A 21399-nucleotide genomic window follows, 5' to 3' on the forward strand; every position below is an offset into this window, starting at 1 on the left:
CGTTAGCGACGCCTCAGAGCAGAAGGGTACGTTCGGCTCCGGCTTTTGGGCCGGCCTTACTGGCCAGCCACTTGATCACGTGGGCCACGCTCCCCCTCGTGCTGTCATGAATAGATCAACGCCTGAGAACATGCGACATGACACGGAGCCACTAGGATTAGATGAACCTCCACAAAATTCTCTTGTCGGAGTTCGTGTATCGAGCAACGTCGGACGATACAGCCTGCTATCGGGCCTGTTGCTGTTGTCGCTCCCTGTAGCGGGCCTAATTGCCGTTCTGATATTTCGCTATCAGAGCTACAATTGGGTCAACGCGATTGGTGTGTTGATTGTCTCGCTTGCGATCTTCTGTTGGATCTTCACCACTATCAGGGCAATCCATCTGCTTGACGTCAGGTTTTGGTTCATTCCCTCGACCTATGTTGGTCTCATTGGCGGTGTATTAGCACTCCTAATCTGCCTGATCATGGTTGTGTTTTCCGCTGAGTCGGAACGTCGAGGGCACCGGATAACCGACACGACCCTCTATGTGGCAGCTGCGATTCTTTACGGCGGCTGTGTTGTTTGGTCGTATCTCTATAATTGGCGAAAGACGGGATCGGCAATTCTGTCTGTCAGCCTGACGGTCCTTCAGACGATATCCGCCGCCTTCGTCATTGTGGCGCTGTACCTGTGGATCGGTGGTCGCAACACGAAACGGTACGAGCAAGAACACGGGATCAGTTAGGACACCTGTGTGAGAGCGCATCGAGTGCGTGCTCTGACAATATCCATCAGCTTCAATTTCGCTATTCTTCGAAAAAACTTGATCTTCGATTTAGCGATAGCAGCTTTCTCCTCATACTTAGTTGGGGGTGAGTCTCCAATAATTTCTTCCCTCCCGGGTAATTCGTAGTCACTTTTTTCGAAGGACGCCCAGTTCAACGAGCGTGTTTCCCCACCCGCGGCAGAGATCGGCCTTCTGGGGGCCGTGCCACTTTTTATATTCCTCGTCGGAGTAGAGGCTGGTAACTCCCCGCGTGATGTGGGGAATAAGCGCTGCTCTGTCGTATTCCCGATTGAAGACAAGCTTCATGGCAGCTCCGACCGCATCCTCAATTTTCGAAAAGTCAACGCCCAACCGATCGGCCACCTTCAATAGACCGTCGGGCACAGGTTCGTATTCGTTTCCGCACCAAGTTGAAACCGTGGTTTCCCTGACTGACGTGATGGCGAAGTATTGTTCTGCTTCCATCTGCGACATCGCAAACACGGGGCTCGTTAAGCAGCTCACTGGAGCGAGCGCCAGCCCGCAGATTAGGTGTCGGCGAGCCGAGCGAAGTATTAAAAGTCTACCGTCTATTCTGCCCACAGTGCCCCTCTACGTCCTCGTTCGTGCTTGGAACTTCGCAAGCATCATCACGGTCTTCCCAATAACTGCGCCATTCTAGAGACGTCAATATCGTGTAAGTGCTTGCGCCGCGCGTCTGGGCGCACCGCAATGAAGATCAGTCGTTGGGCGTGCCTAAAGTCAGCGTCAGAACAGATGAGACAAAACAGAGCTTCCGAGGCGTCACCCGTGGCGAGAAACGGACATGTGACATTGCTTCCACTTACGTGAATCTCCTGTCGGAATTCGTCGATGTGTTGCTGGCCGTCGTCACCGGGTCAGTGCGCACGCAGGGATCGGCTGGCGATTTGCAGGAGACGCGGCTCTGTGCCGCCGCACTGGCCGGTCTCGCAGGGCTAACTTGGTCCGCTTGGTACAATTGGAGAAGGACGGGAAGCCTGCTGGTCACCGTCAGCGTGACCGTGCTGCAGCTCATCACGGGCGGCTTGATCGTGCTGATTTTGATGCTTCACAGCCGGCCGCAGGAGAAGACCCGTGCTGATTAGGTTTTCCTGGCCGCTTTACGGATGGGACGCTGGAGGAAGTCGGCCGGCTCGACCTGAAGCACTGTCGAAAGCTTTACCAGAATCTCTAGACCGACCTACGCTAAGCGTTCTGGAGGGAGACATATGAGTCAGATTGGCGATGCAACCATTACGAAGCTCTGTGGAAAGTGCGGTACTAGCGGCTCGGGTGATTCCTGCTCGACTTGCGGCAGCGCTCTCGGCACCCCAAGCGGAGTCCTGGGTCTTGAACTCTCGCTTCGCATGGCCATCCACGATAAGTGCGTAACCACTTGTCGGAAGATCGGTTAGCGGCACATCGTGCCGCGGATAAGTGTAATTTAGTTCACACGCGACTCGCGCAATGGCATGATAAACGTATCGAGGGTTGGATGCGCCTCCTACCTTTCGAGGAGTGGCTGCGATGCATAGGAGCGACGCGGCAAAGGCAGTTGAGTTACCGGCTCACTTTCTTGGCAAGCTCATTCGCAGAGTAGGCGCGGCAATTGCCAAAAGAGCAGCCCCGGTGATTCGCAGAATCGCTCGCATTGTGGGCCCTGTGGTCGGCCGTTAGCCATGCCTTAAGTCGAACTGATTCGCGAGCGCCTGGATTGGCCCCATCTCGGCGTGAAAATCTGGGCACTCAAGCGCCTGATTAGCGGTGGTCACGCTCTTCCGCCCCCTTTGTTGCGGGCTGTCCGGGCGGTATGGTGAGGGACAAGCGCGAGCCTTCAAACCGTTTTGCCTTGCGCCAGGTTCCGTACCTCACCAAACAGAGCGGTCTTCAGATCCGCGAGCTCGCGCAAGCTGCGATCCAGTTCCTCGCTCTGCAACCGCTCAACGACGGAACGAAGTGCCGGATCGGAATTGGATCGCGCTGCGAGCTTCGCAATTATCGAATCAATTGTCCCCTGGACGGTGTAATTCCGAAACTGGCCGATGAATGTATTTGTCCCAAGCGATAACAGTCGGCCATCGACAATCCCTTGGAACCTTGTGGGTGGAGTCGCATCCCCAGCTATCGATCTTGCGATTTGTCGCGCTAGGTAGTCAGCCTGCTGATTCGCGACCTGACCGAGCTGCGGGTAGGGATTCCCATCCATATCGTCCATCGCGGCGATGTCACCGATTGCGAAAACATTCGCGAAGCCACCGACCTTACAAAACCCGTCGACTTTCAGTCTACGGTCGCATGTCGTACTAATCTTGGGAATAGTCCGGATCGCGGAGCCTATCACTCCGGCCGTCCACAGCGTCAGCGCTGAATCGATCCTCCGGCCGTCCGTCGTGAGAATTGTGCTCTTGGCTACCTTCTCTACGCGCGCATTCAGGGCCAAAGTCACTCCGTTGCGCACTAATACTTCAGTTGCACCTCGAGACACCTCGCTTGGCCAATCCGAGAGCAGTCTCGACTTCGCTTCCACGATGACGATTGAGATGCGATCTTGACAGTGGTTTAGTCGTGTGGCCTCGCATAATGCCGCGGCAAGCGAGACGCCGGTTGCACCACCGCCGACAATTATGATCCTGTGCGGCTTGTCGTCTTCGACGATCTGCGCCATTCGGGTACAAATCGTTGCAGCATCCGTCGTGGACCTGAGCGGAAGAGCGTTTGCTCGCGCACCCTTCACACGAAAGTAACTCGTAGTCGCACCGAGAGCTATAATCAGGATGTCGTAGCTGAGGGAGGAAGAGTCTAGCAGAACCATCTTGTCGATCAGCTGGATCATCCGGACGCCTGCACAAGCAAACTGGATTGCGTCGGCCGCCGGCGGGATTATCGGCGATCGCGCATCATCGAAGTCCGCGAGTCCGGCAGCAACGAGATGGAGAATCGGTGTCAGTTCGTGCTGGTCATTCCTGTCGACCAGCGCTATTTCGATCTGGTCCGCGGGCACCAACTTTCGAAGAGCCGAACAGAAGGCAACTCCAGCGCGTCCAGCCCCGAGGATCGCAACACGGCACTTGCCGCTTCTAACAACGGGGCAGAACAATCCGCAGCTTTCCTCGCGACTTTTTCGGAATGCTTTAATCGTGGCGCGCCGCTCCCCCTCGCTCGCGCGAATGCGCCGACGAACCATGCGCCCTCATTCGGCGATGAAACTTGCTATCTCAACGTATTACTGCGCCTCATACGATGGTCCGAGCCCACCTCCAGTGAACTTATTTGTTTCTTTGCAGGTTTGCGACCAACACGTGAAGCAACATTTTGTACAGCAGCAGCTCCAGGTCCAAAGCCCTAGCCCGCCGCCCGGGAAATCCATTGTCTTGAACTCTTCCGCGGCCATCGCCGCCGAAAGGTGCTCCACTATGCCGTTACTCTTCAGAAATTCGAAAAGAACTTCCGGGGATGCCCGCAATTTCTGGGAAAGTTCCTCGTCAGAGAGGACCTTCGCTCTCAATTCCAGCACCTTCCTGAGGGCAACCTTGTAATCTTCAATCTGCCGGTGAACCGTCTCCAGGACTCGAGCGGTCGCTTCAAGTTCGTTGTTCGATGTGAATTCGTCAGGCAAATTGCGTTTCAGGTTGGGCATGTCTCATATCCTTCGCCAAGGATCCGAACAGCTGTCCGGGCAGAGAAGCGCTTTCGCGTCACGCGCGGACGAGAGTGCCTATGAACGCCAAGGTAGATCGTGCACCTATCTGCCTAACGCGGTCAACAAGAATCTGCATCGCCGAGGAATTGAAGAGGGCCGCGACGGCCGTCGCAAGGCGCTCGCGGTGCTGTTGCACAAGCGTTAGGGCGACGGCACAACATTCCGCTACAGCAAACGCAAGCCAGCTCAAGGCATCGAGTTCCGCCAGGGTGGAGCGGCGTCTCCTGGGCAGACGGGGAGCTGGGCGAGATCACAACCCGTCGTGCCGGACCGAACGGCGCTTGTTACCATAACCGCATGGTCTCCATCCCGGTACCTGATTGGTCGACCACGGACGTTAGCGGGTGCTCCCCAAGACGTGCGTTAACAAGATCACGCAACTGGACTGGAAAGGGCCGGCGACAGCCAACGCGTCACATAGTGTTTACCGATCGGTTTTCGTGTGGCAGGCACACCCCATGGAGTGTCTTGCCTACTGCCAGCTGATTTACACCCCGAATTCCGGTACAAACAGGTCAGCAGTACGGGTGAAAGTTGCCCGGATCAGCGCGCATTGCTGTTTCGTGCTCGACTACAATGGGAACCTCACAAGTGCCCGAGCGAGTTCGCTGCCAGAGGGACGTTGAGGGTTGAGCCAAGCGATCCCTACTCCAGATTGTTCGGCATGTGAGCTTGAGCTAGTATCACACTTCCTTGCGCTGCGACGCGACGGTCCATGCAAGACGCTTCAACGAATGATAAGCTGATTGGCGAGATGCTGGCGGCATTTTTCGTCAAGCCGGGGCTTTGGGAGATCGTGGACTCGGATGCCCTCCACTGCGGTTGGACGAACGTACGATTCAGCCCTAAGAAACTACCTGCGCAGGGGATCAAACTGCACATCACCGCGACCCCCAATAGCGCCGAATCGGTTCTGCGCCGGGTCCTGCCGGTCCTACTCGCTCACAGCGCGAGCTTCAAAGTCACGGCTACGATTTCCGACCTGCAAAGCCTCCTCAACGGGCGCGGAGGCCTGACTCAGGTCGGTAAATTTATCACTGTTTATCCCGACAGCGACGAGCACGCCGTCTCGCTCGGTCTCTCATTGCACGAAGCCACCAAGGATATTCCCGGTCCCCACATACCGTGCGAGACCTCGCTCGGAATCGACAGTCTCGTTCATTACCGCTTCGGCGCTTTCGATCGGTCGGAGATGCAACTAGATACAGGCCGAATTGTAGGTGCGATTCGCGATGGCACAGGAAAATTGGCACCGGATGACAGGTTCGCGGCCGTCAGCGAATCGCATGATCCCTTTGCGAGGGCCGGGATCAAGACTTGGAGCAGGGTCATCGAGACAGTGCTTCGAGATCGGTACCTGCGGGTCGATCAGCTGGGGGTTAGCGGCAAGGGAATTCATTCGGTAGGCATTGACTTGCATTCGGATACGGCGCGGCTGGTTCTGATAAAGGAGGCGCATCGAGGTATCGCGGTAGACCGCGACGGAATCGACGCTTTCCAGCGGCTGCTTGCTGAAGCCGCGATTCTTGCCGAACTGCAGCAACACCACGTATTTCCCACGCTTGTGGATTCCTGGGCAGAGAAGCACCGTTCGTTCCTCGTTTACGAATTCATTGAAGGCACGACGATTCAATCAGTCATCGGCGAGCTCGCCAGCAAGGGCCTGGTCGTTCAACTTGATACCCTTCGAAAATGGGCCTTGGATCTTTGCGGCATCCTGCGGACCCTTCATGGTCTCCGCATCGTATTTGGCGACCTCAAGCCGTCGAATATCATCATCGACGCCCGGGGTGGCCTCCATCTCGTCGATTTTGAACTCGCGCACCATTTCAATGAACCCCTTTACGCCGGGTTTGGTACCCGGGGATATGCACCCCCAAGTCAACTTGCAGGGATGTCGGCGGCGACGGCGGAAGACGATATCTACTCTTTCGGGGCCACAATCGTGAGTGCGGCTGCAGCCATGGACCTTTCGCTGGTTTCTGGGCGATGGGACCACAACCTCATTCTGGAGGAATTCGGATCACAGTTGCCGGACGCGCTGAAGTTCGTTCTCATGGATTGTCTCCATTCTGATCGTTCGCATCGGCCGAGCCTTGACGTGATCGTCTCCACACTCAAGTCGGCCTCGAGCTGCGGGTCCAAGCGCAAACGCCCGACCGCGTCGGACCTGGATATGGCTTCTGCGCTGACACTGGCCGAGAGCGTCGGTCAAACGATCTTGATGGACGTCAACGAGTCCCTGTATGGCGCGCACTGGGTTTGCCGCCATGACACCAGCTACGGTTCGGCTGCACGGGATCTCTATGTCGGTACCGCCGGGGTTGCACTGTTCCTCCTGAATCTTCACGAAACGACCCGGAAGGAGCAGTACCTTTGTATCGCGGAAAAGGCCGCGAGATGGCTGCACTCCGGGAGCCCTTGTATTGGCCGCGCGAAACCCTTGCCCGGCTTGTACTACGGCGAAGCTGGCGTCGGACTCTACTACAGTCGCCTTTATCAGGTGACGAGAAGGCAGGAGTACCTGGATTGGGCTGCCAGTGCCAGCGATCTGGTTTGGAGCCTGGGGTTCTCGAATCCCGATCTGCTCACCGGCGCGGCCGGGACCGGTCTATTCCACCTGCTGCTCTCTCGCCTGTTCGAGGATGATCGCTACCTTGAGAGGGCGATTGAAGCGGGGAAATTTCTGATTTCTAGCCGCTCGAGTTGGGGGTGGCGGATACCTCCTGGCTACGAGGGGCTAAGCGGCAATACCTACCTTGGGTTTGCACATGGTGCCGCAGGCATCGCGTATTTCCTCTGCGAGCTATACATGTCCACAGGGGAGTTCTGTTATATTGATACCGCAATGGAAGTGGCGGCCCAGCTCAGTAGCATGTCCCACCAGGTACTCGACGATCGAACGGGCATCGCTTGGCCCGACGTCGAAGGAGGAGAGCCGGGCTTCTATTGGTGCCACGGAACTGCTGGTATAGGCCGGTTTTTCCTTAAGCTGTTCGAGTCGACCGCGGACCTTGGGTTCCTTGGCATAGCGATTCGATGTGGTGAAACGGTTGCAAAAGGCGCCCGGCGGGCCGGTACGACTCAATGCCATGGGCTTGCGGGATCCATCGAGCTCCTCCTCGATCTGCGCGCAGCTACCGGGCGGGTGGAACTCCTCGATGCAGCGTTCGAGCTCGGGACTCTCCTCGCACGTTACGGAGTCGAGAGAGCTGGCACTTTCACTTGGCAGTCTGAGTCGCCCGATTTGATTACGTCCGACTTCATGGTTGGACAGGCAGGGATCGGAGAGTGCTTCCTCAGGCTCGCGGATCCGCGGCGTTTGCACCACATCTCGATTACCGCTTCTCGCCTCGTCCAATCGAAATGAATTCCGCCTGCTGCACCAATCAGAGTACGACCAGGATCCACTTAGGACGCACGGCAAACCCCAGACGTTCAGGGGCGGCGAAGGACCATAGCGCCGCCTCATGAGCGTCAATGGCAGGCGCAGCCGGATGGGCCATCCCCGCTGTGTCCCGGCTTCGGATATTTGGAGGCGGTCGGGTTCAATCCAAGCGCCGATCTACACCAACTGCTTCTTTAAGTAATACAATTTTAGAATTCGCACAGGTCGAGAGTTTTTAGCGCAAGCCTTGGGCACGTCAGTCCACTGCAGTTGGGCCCAGGTACCTAGTGATTCCGTCAAACGTAAACGCTGGTTTACCTTTTAAGCGAGCGGCGGTTGCGTGGGCCAGCGACCACCGGCCAGGCGGAGGCTCTGAACGCTTTAGGGAGCTCAACCTCCGCAGCGTTAGGGTCGCAATCAAGAAGTGCAACTCGGAGCCAATGGTTCGGCCGTCCAGTATTCGTCAGGTGTATTTGCGGGAGTTTGGCGGCTGTCCACGTCACTGCGCAAGCCTGAGTCCTGCTTCTTCCCTATAAGCTGACAAGTCTCAGGCGATGAAGATCGCCTGCATCGGTAGAGTTCAGAGCCCGTCCGATTTCGTCGCGGTGCGTGCCCCTCAGCGCGGCTTACTGGCAATCGGCTGGCTGGCAATTGACCGCGGCTGGCAGCGGACAAAATCCCAGCCCTCCACGCAAGCAACGGCATTCCTCATTATTGACCCGTACGCGAGTAACGGATGCAAGGTCGGCAACAGAACACGACGTCATGAGCGCGCACTTCGAATGTCGATGTCCCAAGCCCGTCAGGTGTCCAAACTCGTGAGCCCACAGTAGATGATCCGGGAACTCTAAGGGCGGCGCATCGGGATGTTTGCCGGGGTGAACGACGATTATCGAACGAAAATCAGGTGGAAATGCACATCCGTTGAATGGCCCATCCAGGTTTGGCCTGCAGAACCTTATTTCGTCGACAACCTCAATGTGGAAGTCGACACCAATGACATCAGAGTCCACCTTATGTACCGCGTCTCGATGCTGCTCGTCCACGATGTTTGGAGGTGTATCAGCTGATCCGAAGGTGCGAACTGGACCTACCAAGGTGAAGGTCACATCACATGCAACGTCGGTGTCGCCGTTGCTTACGGAATTTTTCTGCAGCATCTTCGAGGCGTCTTCCAGGATTTTCCGGACATGCGCCTCGCTCAGTGCAGGAACGGCAGCGTGGCGACTGACGCTCACAGAGTAAGTGCTCTGCGCGCTCGCTTCGTCGACTAACATCAGCGAAACAAAAAAAAGAATGGCGATGATCATTTGCATTTTCATCTCCATCGCTGTTGATTTCTGAAGCGAAGTATTGCCGCGCGGTCTGCGGGAGCAGACCGCGCTGACCGTCAACTCGAATCTCACGGCGGCTGCGCTGCCCGGAAGATTAGCTCTTCGGCGGCATTCCCTGCAGCACAGGAGCCAACTGCTTTTTCAGTATGTCTCGAACCTCTTGAATGCCAGTGAACAGTTTCGGATTAGTCTTCATTAATTCGCGGATCTCCTGATTAGTTTGTAACTGCTCCACAGTGTGCTGCTTCAGCTTCTCACGATCCTCTTCGCTGAGATGTTTTACTTCATCGTCATTGAATGTTCCCACGGTGTTTCCCATAGCAACTACCTCCTTGGCCTCCTAATGGCGATCAGATCGTGAAGAAACGCGAAGGATGTACTTAATTACCCGATCTTTGCTCATTCAGCGAAACGCGGATGGCCGAGATTGGCTGCTCCGGCTGCGTTGTCATGCGTTCGAGCACCTCCTGGAAATCGCGAAGCAGGCGATCGATCGTCGCAGCTTGGAAGCGGTCCGGCTTGTAAACGCAAGTCCCTGCCAAACCGCGAGAGGTCTCCCTCAGCATGAAAATAACATCAAAAGACGTAATCGTCACCAGGGGTACAAGCATGTTCGGGCTGGCCTCCTCGAAACTGAGCTTGTGACCGGAGTTTGCAGTCGGGCGCAACGCGGAGTTCTGCAATATCATCATGGCGTTAACCGGCATCGCGAATCGACGCTCGCGCTCGAGAGTCTGAACCAGCTCTTCGAAAGGAAGATCCTGGTGGGCGAAGGCTGCAAGGGTGGTCGAACGAGCCCGACGCATCACCTCCCGAGCATTAGGATCGCCACCAAGGTTCGTGCGCAGAATTACTGTGTTGACCAGAGGACCAATAAGGGCCTCTGTCCCAGGACGATTGCGATTGGCAACATTCGTGGCCACCCAAATATCGTCCTGACCCAGGTAGCGATGCAATAGCGTCTTCAAAGCCGCGACGAGCGCCATGAATAACGTGCCACCTTCTTGACGGCTGAAGCGTTTGGCCGCTTCAGCCAGGACTGCCGGCAACATCCACTGCCGCCGTGCTGTGAGGAGATCATCGACTGTCCGCCTCGGACTGGAGGTCGCAAGTCGCACCACAGGCGGCGGCTCTCGCAGCTGCTCTTTCCAATATTCCAGCTGCAAAATGATCTCGGAATGCAACTGCCAGTGTCGCTGCCAGTGCGCAAAGTCCGCGTACTGGATCGAGAGCGGCGCCAGAGGCGATTCATCCTGGCCTGAGAACGCGTCATATAAGGCGACGAGTTCCTCGACGAACACTCCGAGCGACCAGCCATCGCAGACGGCCTGGTGCATGGAGATGAGCAAGAGGTGCTCATGCTTTGCCAGCTTCACTAGCCGAACTCGGATGAGCGGGCCTTTCGCGAGGTCGAAGCAATGACGCACCTCTTCTTGAATAAGTTGGTGTCCGATAGTTTTCTTCTTCTTACGCGGCAGCGAACGCAGATCGTCGACTGCCAGCGGCACGGCCAACTGCGGCGCAATGACCTGCACGTATCGACCGTTAATATGTGCGAGGGTTGTGCGCAGAATTTCGTGACGTCGTACGATTTCGTTGATGCTCCGCGCCAGGACCGCTACGTCGCACGGCGAGATCAGTCGGAGCGGATAGAGGATGTTGAAAAAGGGTATGTCAGGCAGCGCGTGCTGTAGCTTCCATAACCGTTCTTGAGCGATGGAAGCTGCCGCTATTCCATTTTCTCCGGGCACGCGGACAATGGTTGAGGAAGGCTGGGACGCTTGGCCGGCGTGAACCATGCGTTCCAGATGGTGCGCTACCTCCGCAACAGTCGGCCCCTCTACAAACCGCGCAACGTCGAGCCCTACCTGGGTAATATGGTAAACATGAGCGAGAACGTCAGTGGCCAAGAGAGAGTCTCCGCCCGAAGCGAAGAAATCATCGTGAATACCGATCTGCTCGACCTGCAGAATCTCTGCCCAATGCTTGGCTAGCATTTTCTCGAGCACTGTCCGTGGCGCGACAAAGGTCCGCGGCAGGGTAGTGTTTGTCTCGACACCTAGTTTAGCCGCCAAGCCGATTCGCTGCACTTTGCCTGTCGGCCCTTTTGGGATTTCCCTAACGATGAGTATCTGGCGCGGGACCTTGAAGTCGGCGAGGCGCCCGATTGCGTAATGACGAATTTCTCCAGGCGTTGCCGCCGCTTTGGGCCGCAACACGATTGCCGATGCAACGTCCTCACCCAGCGTGGCGTGCGGAATTGCAAAGGTTACGGCCTCGGCCACTGCTGGATGATCGAGAAGCACTTCATCGATTTCCTGTGGGGCAACCTTCTCCCCACCGCGATTGATCATCTCGCGTACACGGCCCACGAGAAACAGGTATCCGTCGTCATCGAAGTAACCGAGATCTCCTGTCTTGAACCAATCGCCGGCAAACGCTGCTTTGGTCGCGCTCGGGTTGCCATCGTAGCCCGCCGTGACGCTTGCGCCCCGAACGACGACCTGGCCGGTCTGGCCGCCGGTCATCAAATCCCCTCGTTCGTCCATGATCGCGACGTCGAGAACCGCTGGTGGCCCGACCGAACCAGCCTTGCGCTGACCCGGCGGCAGCGGATTGCAGGCGATGGGCGAGGAAGTGACTTCGGTCATGCCGTACCATTCGATCACCGGGCTCTCGAAAGTTTGCTCAAGTTCCGCGAAGACGCGGGCCGGCAGAGAAGCTGACGAGGAGCGGACGAACCGTAGTTGACTCTCTGCCAGGCGCTCGCGACTCCGCCGAGCCTGCGCGAGAATTGCTTGGTGTATGGTCGGCACTCCGGAGTACCACGTCGGTTGAAACGCAGTTAGCCACCCAGAGAAGCGATTGACATCAAATCCGGGGGTACATACGACACTCCCGCCCGCCGCGAGCGAGGCCACCAAAGTGGCATGGAGACCATGCCCATGAAACAAGGGTAGGACATTCAAGCATCGATCGGTTTCTTTCAACGCGAGTGCGGCGACATGTGCGTAAGCGGACGTACAGATGTTGGCATGCCTCTGCGGGACAATCTTGGGCCGCGACGTTGTGCCTGACGTGGACAGCAGCAGAGCCGTATCGGTCGCGCTGACCGGCTCGTCGGACCGCGCATCTCCTCGCTCTCCCGTGAGCGTGAAGAGACCAGCCTGTGCATGGAACGCGGTCGACAACTCGATGACAAGGACGCCGCGAGAGAGTGCCACACGACGCGCGGGCGAGTCGATACCAGCCTGCGTAATCACCGCACGAAGCTGCAAATCGGCGAAATATCTCTCCAGTTCCTCGATCCCGAAAGCCGGGTTCAACGGCGCGCACGACGCGCACGCCGCCACGGTGAGAATCGCTACCGCCAACTCTGGACCATTCGGCAGCACAACGGCAATCCGGTCATGACGACCTATCCCCATGGCCCGCAGAGCGCGCCCCATGGTGTCGATATGCTGATAGAGACGACCGTAGGTCAACGGAGCGCGCTCCTGAGCGAGAATTGCCGGCGCGTCCGGAATACGATTGGCGTGATGTTCCAGCAGGTGGGGCAGGCACGAAAACGGAAGGGAGAGCCTTGGGACAACGCGACGTTCGGCCGGCATGTTTCTGAATCCATTTTTTGGAATTACGCCCAAGCTTTGGAAATCATCTGAGAGCCTGTTTTGGAATTACGCCCAAGCCTCGGGATTCATCAGAGAGCCTGTTCGAGCCAGAAATCCATTTCCATCTCGCGGTACATTGTCGTCGCGGCGGTTAGATTCTCCCGCGACTGCTCCAGCTCGCCAGTGCGCTCGAAGAGCTTCGCCAAGCCGAGATGACAGTGGGCGACGAGCGGACGCATGCCGTGCAGTTGGGCGTGTGCCATCGCCTGTCGGTAGTGCGCTGCCCCGATTTTGGCATCGAACCGGTTGGGATGGGTCATGATGTCGCCGAGCAGGTGCAGCGCATGCGCCTCAAAGCCAGGTTGACGCTGAGACAATTCAACGGAGCGACGCCCGAGGCGGCGCGCGTCGTCGAATTGTCCGAGCAGCAGGCAGGCGCGACTCACCGCATGGTAGGCCCAGCCGTGGTGACCGACGATTCCCCGCGCCGCTTGGCGCTCAAGGAGCTGCTCAGCCTCTCGTACCCGGCGCAACGCCTCGCTGGTCTCGCCGACCTCCGCGAGCGCCCAGGCAGAGGAGGCGACCGCCCAGGGAAGAAGGACGGCCACATCTAAAGGCCCAGGTGAGGTCAGCCAGCGTTCGACCAGTAAACGCGCCGCTGCCCAGTCGCCCTTGTAAAGGTGGAGCATGCTTGCGGCCAGGCGAGCCCAACCGACGGTGTGCGCGTGCTGGGTCGGTTCGGCGAGTTGGATAGCCTCCTCCTCGTACTTGGCCGCCTCGCCGAATCGACCGAGCTCGGCGAGGCTCATAATCAGCCAGGCGCGACCGAAAATCGACGCCGGCACCGCCATGCCGAAATACTCATGGACCCAGTCCGCGGGCAGTGCCGCGAGGTTATCGGTGGCGAATTCGACCACGTGCTCATACTCGCCCCGATAGTAGTGCGCCTGCTCGAGATAGCTCGTGCTGAGGATGCGAAGCCTCAAGTCGCCGACGCGCCGGGCGATCTCCAGGGCGCGAGTGCCGGTCAGAAGTGCCTCTTCCAGCTCGCCGTGCGTTGACAGGACCGTCGTCATGAAAGCGCAAACCCGACCACGGCGAAGATCGTCTTTCAACCGCTCGGCGATGGCCTCGGCCTCGCGGAGGTGCTCAAGCATCTGCCGGGCTTCGCCGAGTTGGCGCAGCACGGGCCGCAATTCAAGGCGGATCTCGAAGGCGTCCTCCGGCGCTGCCTCGTCCTCCCGCAGTGACTTGAGGATATCCAGCGCCTGCTCAAAGTAAGCCCGAGCTTCCGAGAGCGCCAACCGTCCGGCCGCCTTCTTTCCGGCCTGCCTGAGATACTGCATTGCCTTCTCTCGCAGCTCGCCCCGGACGGCGTGATAGGCTAGCCGCTCGGCCTGCTCGCCCACGCGGTCGGCGTAAAGCTTTTCCATGGCATCCACAACACGCGTGTGGATCTCGCGCCGGCGTTCGCGGAGCATCCCGCTGTAGGCCACATCGTGGGTGAGGGAGTGCTTGAAGGTGTACTGCAGCTCAGGAAAAAGCCTTGTCGTGTAAAGAAAATCAGCAGTCTGTAGATTGTCGAGCAGACCACGAAGCTCGCCCTCTGTCTGCCCGCAAATTGCGTGCAATAGGTTAAACGTCGCGTCGTGTCCAATTACTGCCGCCTCCTGCAGCAGGCGCTTCTCGGCGGCGGGCAGCGCGTCGATGCGCGCGGCGAGCACCGCCTGCACTGTGGGCGGAATGTCCACGCTTGAAAATGACCTCGCGAGTCGGTACCGGCCGCGCGTGCCCTCAAGCAAACCCCTATCGATCAGCGCTCGCACGATCTCTTCGACGAAGAATGGGTTCCCATTGGAGCGGTCCACCAGGAAACTCTTCACGTCCGGCAGACTTGGGTCGGAGCCCAACAGGGCTAGAAGGAATTCCGCAAGGCTATCACTCGCAAGGGGATCAAGACGTAGCTGGCGGTAATTCGGCCGGTTACGCCATTCGTCCCTATGCTCGGGGCGGTAAGTGACTACTAGGAGCAAGCGAGCATTTTGTACTCCGACGACGAGCTCGTTCAGTAGACCGAGAGTAAGGGAATCACTCGAGTGAAGATCCTCAAACACAGCCACAACTGGCTGGACGCGACTCTCACTCGACAGCAGGCGGCTGACCGCCTGATACGTGTACTGCCGATGCTGGAGCGGATCGAGTAACCGGAACGGATGCTCCTTATCCAACGCATCAAGGAGATCCAACACCGGCGGAATTCCCTCCTGAAACGAGGAATCGAGCGTCAAAATTTTGCGCGTGACTTTCTCGCAGATGAATCGCGTCTCCTCATCGACATTGATCTTGAAATAATGCCGGAGCACTTCGATGACCGGCAGGTAGGGCGTTGCGCGACCATACGAAGCGGGGTTGGATTGCAGAACCAGCCAATCCGCGGCGTGCTCCGAATGAATGAACTCGTCGACCAGGCGCGACTTGCCCACCCCCGCCTCGCCGACGATAGCCACCACCTGAACATGACCGTGGCGAGCAATCTGCTGAACGTAATGGAGCTGATCCATCTCCACGTCGCGACCGACGAAGCGAGTCAAGCCACGTTCGGCGGAAGCTTCGAGGCGAGTTCGTGCCGCGCCGGCGCCCGTCACTTCGTAGAGCTGTACGAGATAGGGGACGCCTTTTACCGGCACGGGGCCGAGGGGCTCCACGGCGATGTAGCCTTCCACCAATTGGAAAGTGTCGGCCGTCGTAAGCACGGACCCAGGCTTTGCCATCTGTTCCATCCGAGCCGCCAGATTCGCTGTCTGGCCTATAACGGTGTAGTCCATGTGCAGATCGTTGCCGATGGCACAGACGATGATCTCCCCTGAGTTGAGTCCGACACGGACCGCCAACGCTACTCCCCGAGAGCGCTGAACCTCGTCTGCGTATCGCCCAATCGCCTCTTGCATCCTGAGCGCCGCATAGCAAGCGCGCACGGCATGATCCTCGTGGGCAATCGGCGCGCCGAACAGGGCCATAATTCCGTCGCCCATAACCCTGTTCACGGTGCCCTCGTAGTGGTGGACTGCTTCAATCATGCGTTCGAGAATTGGATCGAGAAGCTCTTGCGCGACCTCGGGATCACGATCCGCAAACAAATCCATCGAACCCTTGATATCGGCAAACAAAACCGTGATCTGTTTCCGCTCACCCTCAAGGGCTACCCTTGCGGTAAGGATCTTATCGGCGAGGTGCGAGGGCGTATAACTTTTGGGCGATGCAAAGCGAGGATCGTCCGCAACAGCCATTAGGGGACGGCCACATTGGTGGCAGAATTTGGCCGTGGACGACACGTGGCTTCCACACTGATCACAGCGCGCCAAAGGCGTACCACACTGCTCGCAGAACTTTGCGTCAGCGGTGTTCTCGTGGTCGCAGTTTGGACACTTCATTGCACACACTCCGGAGAAAGAGCGCGAGCGGGGTGCTCTGTAAGCGTAACGTCGGGGACCATCGGCAACAAGTCATATTCCGCATTTCTCGCGATGGTTGACCGGGAAAGCGACGTCGCGGTCTGTCATGGCCTTTGCTCCTAGCTAAAAAAATGTCTTACAATTGCCGAACGCCGCTTTTCTCGCGCACGCGAAGTTCTGCGACCATGGTCACTCGGCCTGAGACAACGTCATCGAGCCATCGACGGCCTCGGTCGATGGCACTGACCACGTAGGCCCTGCGCTCAAACTGCTCCGGATCGGACGTCGCATGGAGAGGCGTTGTGCTGGAGCAGTGTCCAGCGGGATCTTTTGGATGGCTGCTTCTTCCAGAAAATCGTAAGCGGCCGATCGGATGCCTTTGTCACGCCGTGGGCGCAACCGCCTTTCGGCGGATCAGTACTTACTCTCTCTTAATTCTGGCCGCCCGAATGACCTTGGCCCATTTCTCGGTTTCGTCAGCCACGAGCTTGGTGAACTCGGCGGGTGAAAGCACAAGGGGCTCGGCCCCGAGTTCAGCAAACCGCGCCTTTATGTTGGGGTGAGCGAGGCCTAAATTAATCTCCTTGTTGAGCTTGATGATGATATCGGTGGGCGTGTTTTTAGGCGCGCCAACACCAATAAACGCGCTCACTTCATAGCCTTGCAAAAAATCGCTCAGTGTTGGAACGTTCGGCAAGGCGTCCGAGCGCATCGCGGTGGTTATCGCCAGCGCTCTAAGTTTACCTGTCCGGATGTGCCCCACCGACGCAGGCAAGTTGTCGAAAGCTGCCTCCACCCGCCCCCCGAGCAGATCGATGAGCATAGGCGCCGATCCGTTGTATGGTACCTGGATCATGTCGATGCCGGCCATCATCCTGAACATCTCCCCGGCCATATGAGAGATCGAACCGGCGCCAAACGACGCCATGCTGATCTTCCCTGGGTTGGCCTTCGCATAGGCAATGAACTCAGGAACGGTATTGACTGGAACCGCTGGATTTACTGCCAGGACAAGCGGTGAGCGGCTGAGGCCCGCCACCATCACGAAATCGCGGTTCAAATTGAAGCTGAGCGTGTCGCGGAACGTGGCGTTAATCGCGTTCGTCGAACCGATCGTGAGGAGCGTATAGCCGTCGGGGGGCGCGCGCGCGACCGCTTCCGTCGCTATATTGGTGCTTGCACCGGGGCGATTCTCGATGACGAATTGCTGGCCGAGACGTTCTGACAGCCACTGTCCTATCAGGCGTGCGACGATGTCGGTCGTGCCGCCGGCTGCAAAGCCGACGATCAAGCGCACGGGTCGCGTCGGATAGGCTTGCGCCAATGCGATATGCGCGACGACCAAAAAGGTCGTAGCATTTGCTGCCAGACGCAAAAATCGACGGCGTTGAAGATTCATGTGCTCTGGTGACCGCCTTGTGGACAGCATGAAGCAGCTTATACCCTAATGCCGGCAGGTAGAAGACGACTGGCTAATGCTTACCGATGCCCGCCGGCATATCGGACCTTCTGCGCTTAGTTACCGTGGCGTCGCGGACCAGGAAGAAGGAGGGCTTGCGAATATGTCGACGTGTCTGATGGACATGGAAGCCTGCGTAGGAGCACAAGATCTCAGCCGCAGAAGCTTTCCACGAGGCCCGGTTGATGTTTGGGCGGTTGTTGGGACAGATGAACGACTTCCTGACGCGGAAGCCATCCCCGAAGCGGTACGGCGGGGCAGCAATCGGAGCAGGTGACTGGACGCGGGAGTCGCCTTGGTCAACGCCACCGCTGTTCTTATACTTTCCGCCGTAACCTCAAACTCTGTCATAAGCCCCACCGATGGCGGCAACGTAGCGCTCCACCGAACTCTGTAAGATCTGCTTCGCTCCGGAATGCATCACCCGCTCGAAGTGGTGGCTGTAGACTCGGTCGAAGGCAAGGGGCATCAGTGCGGCGCCGATGGCACGGACGGCCTTTTCGGAAAGGGGGATATGGTTGGGAATGCTGCGCATGAATGCGAAGGACTTCCGGTCCAAGTTCACGATGGCTATGTCTGCTGAGCACACGACGCCTTTACCCTCAGCTCCCGCTGCCCAATGCAGCATCGATCCACCGGGAAAGTGTCCGCCTCCATGGATCAGCGTAACACCTTTGAGCAGTTCGAATCTCTCCCCCTGCCAGAACTTGATGCAGGGGTCCGGCCGCCTCACCCACTTTGCATCGTTGGCGTGGAGATGGACGGGTACATCCCCAAACGCACGGCTCCACTCGACTAGCGTCGTGTAGAAGTGCGGATGCGAAATCGCTATGGTGTGCAGCCCGCCAAGCCCCTTGATTAGGGTGACCGTGGCATCGTCGACTAGCGAAATGCAATCCCACAGAATGTTCCCCTCGGGCGTGCACAGGAGCAATGCGCGTTGTCCGATGCCGAACTTTGGCTGTGTGCCGATGCCGATGAGGCCTGGTTCGTATTGTCGGAATCCGTTGTGGTGCGAAATCCTGAGCCGTTCTAGCGTTGTCCACGACTGCCCCTCGGGCGGGATGTACTGGCGCTCGTCTTCGCAAACGGGACACTGAGCCGGTGTAGCGTCACTCGGCGGATACTGTGTGCCGCAGGCGGTGCAGATGAATGCAGGCATGGCCCCCCCTTTCGGCCGCCGCTTCAATGCGGGCAGCTTCGCTTGGCCAACAGTCGCGATGCCATCATACTGGGTTCAGGCCCTGATTTACATCCCCTTCGTAATCCTTAAACGGCTTCGCGTAGCAAACCTGATAAATCTCTTCGAGATCTCGAAGGCATCGTGCGGACACAAATTGTTGGTGGCGTCCGACTTCGGTTCACCGTTGTCCGATCCGTGCGCTTCGTTGATAGCGGTGCCGCCACATTGACTTGGGAGCCCCGTGACAAAATTCATTGCATATTTCCGGGTATCTACCGAACGCCAAGGTAAGTCCGGACTCGGGTTGGCTGCCCAGCGCCGCAAGATATCGGAGTTCATAGCAGGAGCCGGAACGCTGATCGCTGAGTTCTGCGACGTTCAGTCCGGGAAGGACGATTCGCGCGTGGAATTACAGCGAGCGATCCAACTGGCAAAACGCGAGAATGCAAAGATTGTTATCGCACGCCTCGATCGTTTTTCCCGTCGCGTCAGCTTCATCGCCAGCATTCTTGAGCAGGGCATCGGCTTGGTCTGCGCTGAGATGCCCAACGCGACCGACTTCCAGCTGCACATCTTTGCCGCCCTCGCTCAAGAAGAACGTCGGCTAATCTCCGAACGAACGAAGGCAGCGTTAGCAGAGGCGAAACGTCGAGGAAAGATTCTTGGGTTGAATGGTCGGAGTTTGGCCGCGAAGAATCGCAAGGCTGCTGACGAATTTGCATCCCAACTCCGGGCGAATGTCAATCGGCGTTCGACTGGGACCCTCTATCGGCATCCAAAAGGGGCTCTGACGCAATTTTGGTGCAGCTCCGATTATTCTGCGCCGATCAATCTGGCTTGAAGCAGATCGATTTTCCCGCGACCGTACATCTGACGTCTGACGAGCTTGAGGCGCGTGATCTGACCTTCAGTTTGTCCGTTGGACCAAGGCGAAGTGATTGCTGCTCGAACCGCTGCTTCATCTTTCGCGACGCCGCTGGCGAACGAGGCGACGAGACTGGCGCGGGCGCGCTCGATCCATGGGATGAGGCCCGCCTCGGTCTTGCGTCGGATCATCAGATGGAATTCGGCGATGATCTCGCGTGCCTCGACAAGGGTTGGCACGCCAGCTTCGATCGCCGCGACCGTGACGGTCTCCGCTTTCGTGAGCAGGTCCCGACCGATGGTCATGAGGCGCGCGATTGTTCTGGCCGACGGAATCCGCTGAAGGTTTTTTGCGTCGGCCTTTTCGGCCCGTCGTCTGCGGGTCGCCCACTCGCTGACGACGCGGAGCGAGCCGCGGAAGCCACGCGCCGTTAAGCGGCGCCAAAGTTCGGCCCCATTGCGACAGCCAGCGGCCCACTGATCGTCCAGCCATGGCAAATGCAGATCCAAAGAGCTTTGTCGGGTCCGGAAGACATCGGTGCGTTCGCCGCGGATCACCTGCCGTACCAGCTTCCTGCTATGGCCAGTCTGGCGCACGATCTGCTTGATGGGTATGCCGCTCTTCGACAGAGCCAGGATGGCTTCATTGGCCTCCTCGCGGCGCAGATAGCCCTCATACTGGAGGCGCTCGGCGGCTGTTAGCAGCTTGGGATCAATTGTGGTCGCGCCGATGACGATGCGAATCTGGCGCATCGATTTGCGGACGGCGTCAAGGAAGGCCCGACTGGCGTTCTCCATCAGATGCCAGCGGTCGGCGACCTGCACAAGGCTTTGGCCGCCGCTTCGCCATATCCGCCGCCACGATCGCGGGCGACGATCGCGATCGTGGGATGCGCAGCGAGCCAGGCTTGGGCGGTCGCGGGCTCACGATCCGGCAGCAGGGTGACTACCCGGCGCCTTTCCAGGTTGCAGACGATGCTGGCGTATCGGTGATTGCGACGCCAGGCCCAATCATCGATGCCGATAACCTTGAGCTGGTCAGCCGGCGGACGGTGACGGCGTCGGACCACGCGCAGAAGTGTGTCCTTGCTCACCGGCAACATCAGCCGTTTTGCGAAGCCTGCTGCCGGCCGGCCGCCAAGCGCCAGACCAAGGTGATGGACGATAGAGTCCAGCCTCGCCGTGCGTCGCGCTGATGGAGCCAATATCCCGTCGGAGAAACGCTCAGTGAAGATCTGGCGTCCGCACAGGACGGCCTCGCAGCGGAAGCGGCGGGCGATCACCAGGAGCTCAACGACCCGCCCGGAAAGCGGCAGATCGGTCACGCGGCGCCGATACCGGCTATGGATCCGCCGCGAAACTGTCCCACATGATGGACACAAGCCAAAACTTCCGGATGGCCGGACAGTGATGACGGCCTTATCACCCTCGTAGCACGCACTCTCTACAACAAACCCACGCGGTACCAGACTGGAGCGGTGGAGTGCTTGCTGCATGGCGCTGATTCTCCCAATCAAAGCGCCAGACATCCTCCGAACTGCATCAAAAGTGAGTCAGAGCCCTTATTCCATGCCGAAACACAAGCGAAATTGGATGCGGATCTATTGCGGCGTTCTTACAGCGAGATTGCGCGACACTT

13 protein-coding genes and 1 pseudogene are annotated in these 21399 nt (G+C 58.2%); 4 read left to right on the top strand and 10 right to left on the bottom strand.

Features of this window, described 5'->3' with window-relative positions; translation table 11 throughout:
* Window positions 1–130 precede the first annotated feature (130 nt).
* The gene (locus AAFG16_RS47340) at window positions 131–727 is read left to right on the top strand and encodes a hypothetical protein (RefSeq protein ID WP_342736288.1); all 597 of its coding nucleotides are present in this window, start codon (window positions 131–133) and stop codon (window positions 725–727) included.
* A gap of 168 nt (window positions 728–895) precedes the next feature.
* On the opposite strand, the gene AAFG16_RS47345 is transcribed toward AAFG16_RS47340, so the two are convergent.
* Window positions 896–1234 (bottom strand): hypothetical protein, encoded by a 339-nt coding sequence (locus AAFG16_RS47345; protein WP_342736290.1) that lies wholly within the window; start codon window positions 1232–1234, stop codon window positions 896–898.
* Between the two features lie 215 nt (window positions 1235–1449).
* On the opposite strand from AAFG16_RS47345, the gene AAFG16_RS47350 reads away from it, so the two are divergent.
* Window positions 1450–1875 (top strand): hypothetical protein, encoded by a 426-nt coding sequence (locus AAFG16_RS47350; protein WP_342736291.1) that lies wholly within the window; start codon window positions 1450–1452, stop codon window positions 1873–1875.
* A gap of 728 nt (window positions 1876–2603) precedes the next feature.
* On the opposite strand, the gene AAFG16_RS47355 is transcribed toward AAFG16_RS47350, so the two are convergent.
* Together AAFG16_RS47355 and AAFG16_RS47360 are read right to left on the bottom strand one after the other, a co-directional pair.
* Window positions 2604–3953 (bottom strand): FAD-dependent oxidoreductase, encoded by a 1350-nt coding sequence (locus tag AAFG16_RS47355; protein ID WP_342736292.1) that lies wholly within the window; start codon window positions 3951–3953, stop codon window positions 2604–2606.
* Between the two features lie 39 nt (window positions 3954–3992).
* A complete protein-coding gene (locus tag AAFG16_RS47360; RefSeq protein WP_342736293.1) occupies window positions 3993–4406 on the bottom strand; it encodes a hypothetical protein in 414 nt (137 codons plus the stop codon).
* 778 nt (window positions 4407–5184) lie between these two features.
* Between AAFG16_RS47360 and AAFG16_RS47365 the strand changes: the two genes are divergently transcribed.
* Window positions 5185–7839 (top strand): lanthionine synthetase LanC family protein, encoded by a 2655-nt coding sequence (locus tag AAFG16_RS47365; RefSeq protein WP_342736294.1) that lies wholly within the window; start codon window positions 5185–5187, stop codon window positions 7837–7839.
* 644 nt (window positions 7840–8483) lie between these two features.
* On the opposite strand, the gene AAFG16_RS47370 is transcribed toward AAFG16_RS47365, so the two are convergent.
* From AAFG16_RS47370 to AAFG16_RS47395, 6 genes are all read right to left on the bottom strand, one after another.
* The gene (locus tag AAFG16_RS47370) at window positions 8484–9173 is read right to left on the bottom strand and encodes a hypothetical protein (RefSeq protein WP_342736295.1); all 690 of its coding nucleotides are present in this window, start codon (window positions 9171–9173) and stop codon (window positions 8484–8486) included.
* Between the two features lie 112 nt (window positions 9174–9285).
* Entirely contained in the window at window positions 9286–9510 is a 225-nt protein-coding gene (locus AAFG16_RS47375; RefSeq protein WP_342736296.1) for a hypothetical protein, read from the bottom strand.
* 61 nt (window positions 9511–9571) lie between these two features.
* On the bottom strand, window positions 9572–12802 hold the full coding sequence (locus AAFG16_RS47380; RefSeq protein ID WP_342736297.1) for a condensation domain-containing protein: 3231 nt from the start codon (window positions 12800–12802) through the stop codon (window positions 9572–9574).
* 89 nt (window positions 12803–12891) lie between these two features.
* The gene (locus tag AAFG16_RS47385) at window positions 12892–16089 is read right to left on the bottom strand and encodes an adenylate/guanylate cyclase domain-containing protein (protein WP_342736298.1); all 3198 of its coding nucleotides are present in this window, start codon (window positions 16087–16089) and stop codon (window positions 12892–12894) included.
* 586 nt (window positions 16090–16675) lie between these two features.
* On the bottom strand, window positions 16676–17653 hold the full coding sequence (locus AAFG16_RS47390) for a tripartite tricarboxylate transporter substrate binding protein (protein ID WP_342736299.1): 978 nt from the start codon (window positions 17651–17653) through the stop codon (window positions 16676–16678).
* 397 nt (window positions 17654–18050) lie between these two features.
* Window positions 18051–18875 carry an MBL fold metallo-hydrolase gene (locus AAFG16_RS47395; protein WP_342736300.1) on the bottom strand — a complete coding sequence of 275 codons (825 nt, stop codon included), beginning with the start codon at window positions 18873–18875 and terminating at the stop codon, window positions 18051–18053.
* Between the two features lie 262 nt (window positions 18876–19137).
* Here AAFG16_RS47395 and AAFG16_RS47400 point away from each other — a divergent pair, with 262 nt between their 5' ends.
* Window positions 19138–19737, top strand: coding sequence for a recombinase family protein (locus tag AAFG16_RS47400; protein WP_342736302.1), 600 nt, complete (start codon window positions 19138–19140; stop codon window positions 19735–19737).
* On the opposite strand, the pseudogene AAFG16_RS47405 reads toward AAFG16_RS47400, so the two are convergent.
* A pseudogene (locus tag AAFG16_RS47405) lies at window positions 19710–21256 on the bottom strand (ISL3 family transposase). The gene AAFG16_RS47400 and the pseudogene AAFG16_RS47405 sit on opposite strands and share 28 nt — an antisense overlap.
* Window positions 21257–21399 lie beyond the last annotated feature (143 nt).

This window comes from Bradyrhizobium sp. B117 (genome assembly GCF_038969555.1).
Taxonomy (GTDB): Bacteria; Pseudomonadota; Alphaproteobacteria; order Rhizobiales; family Xanthobacteraceae; genus Bradyrhizobium.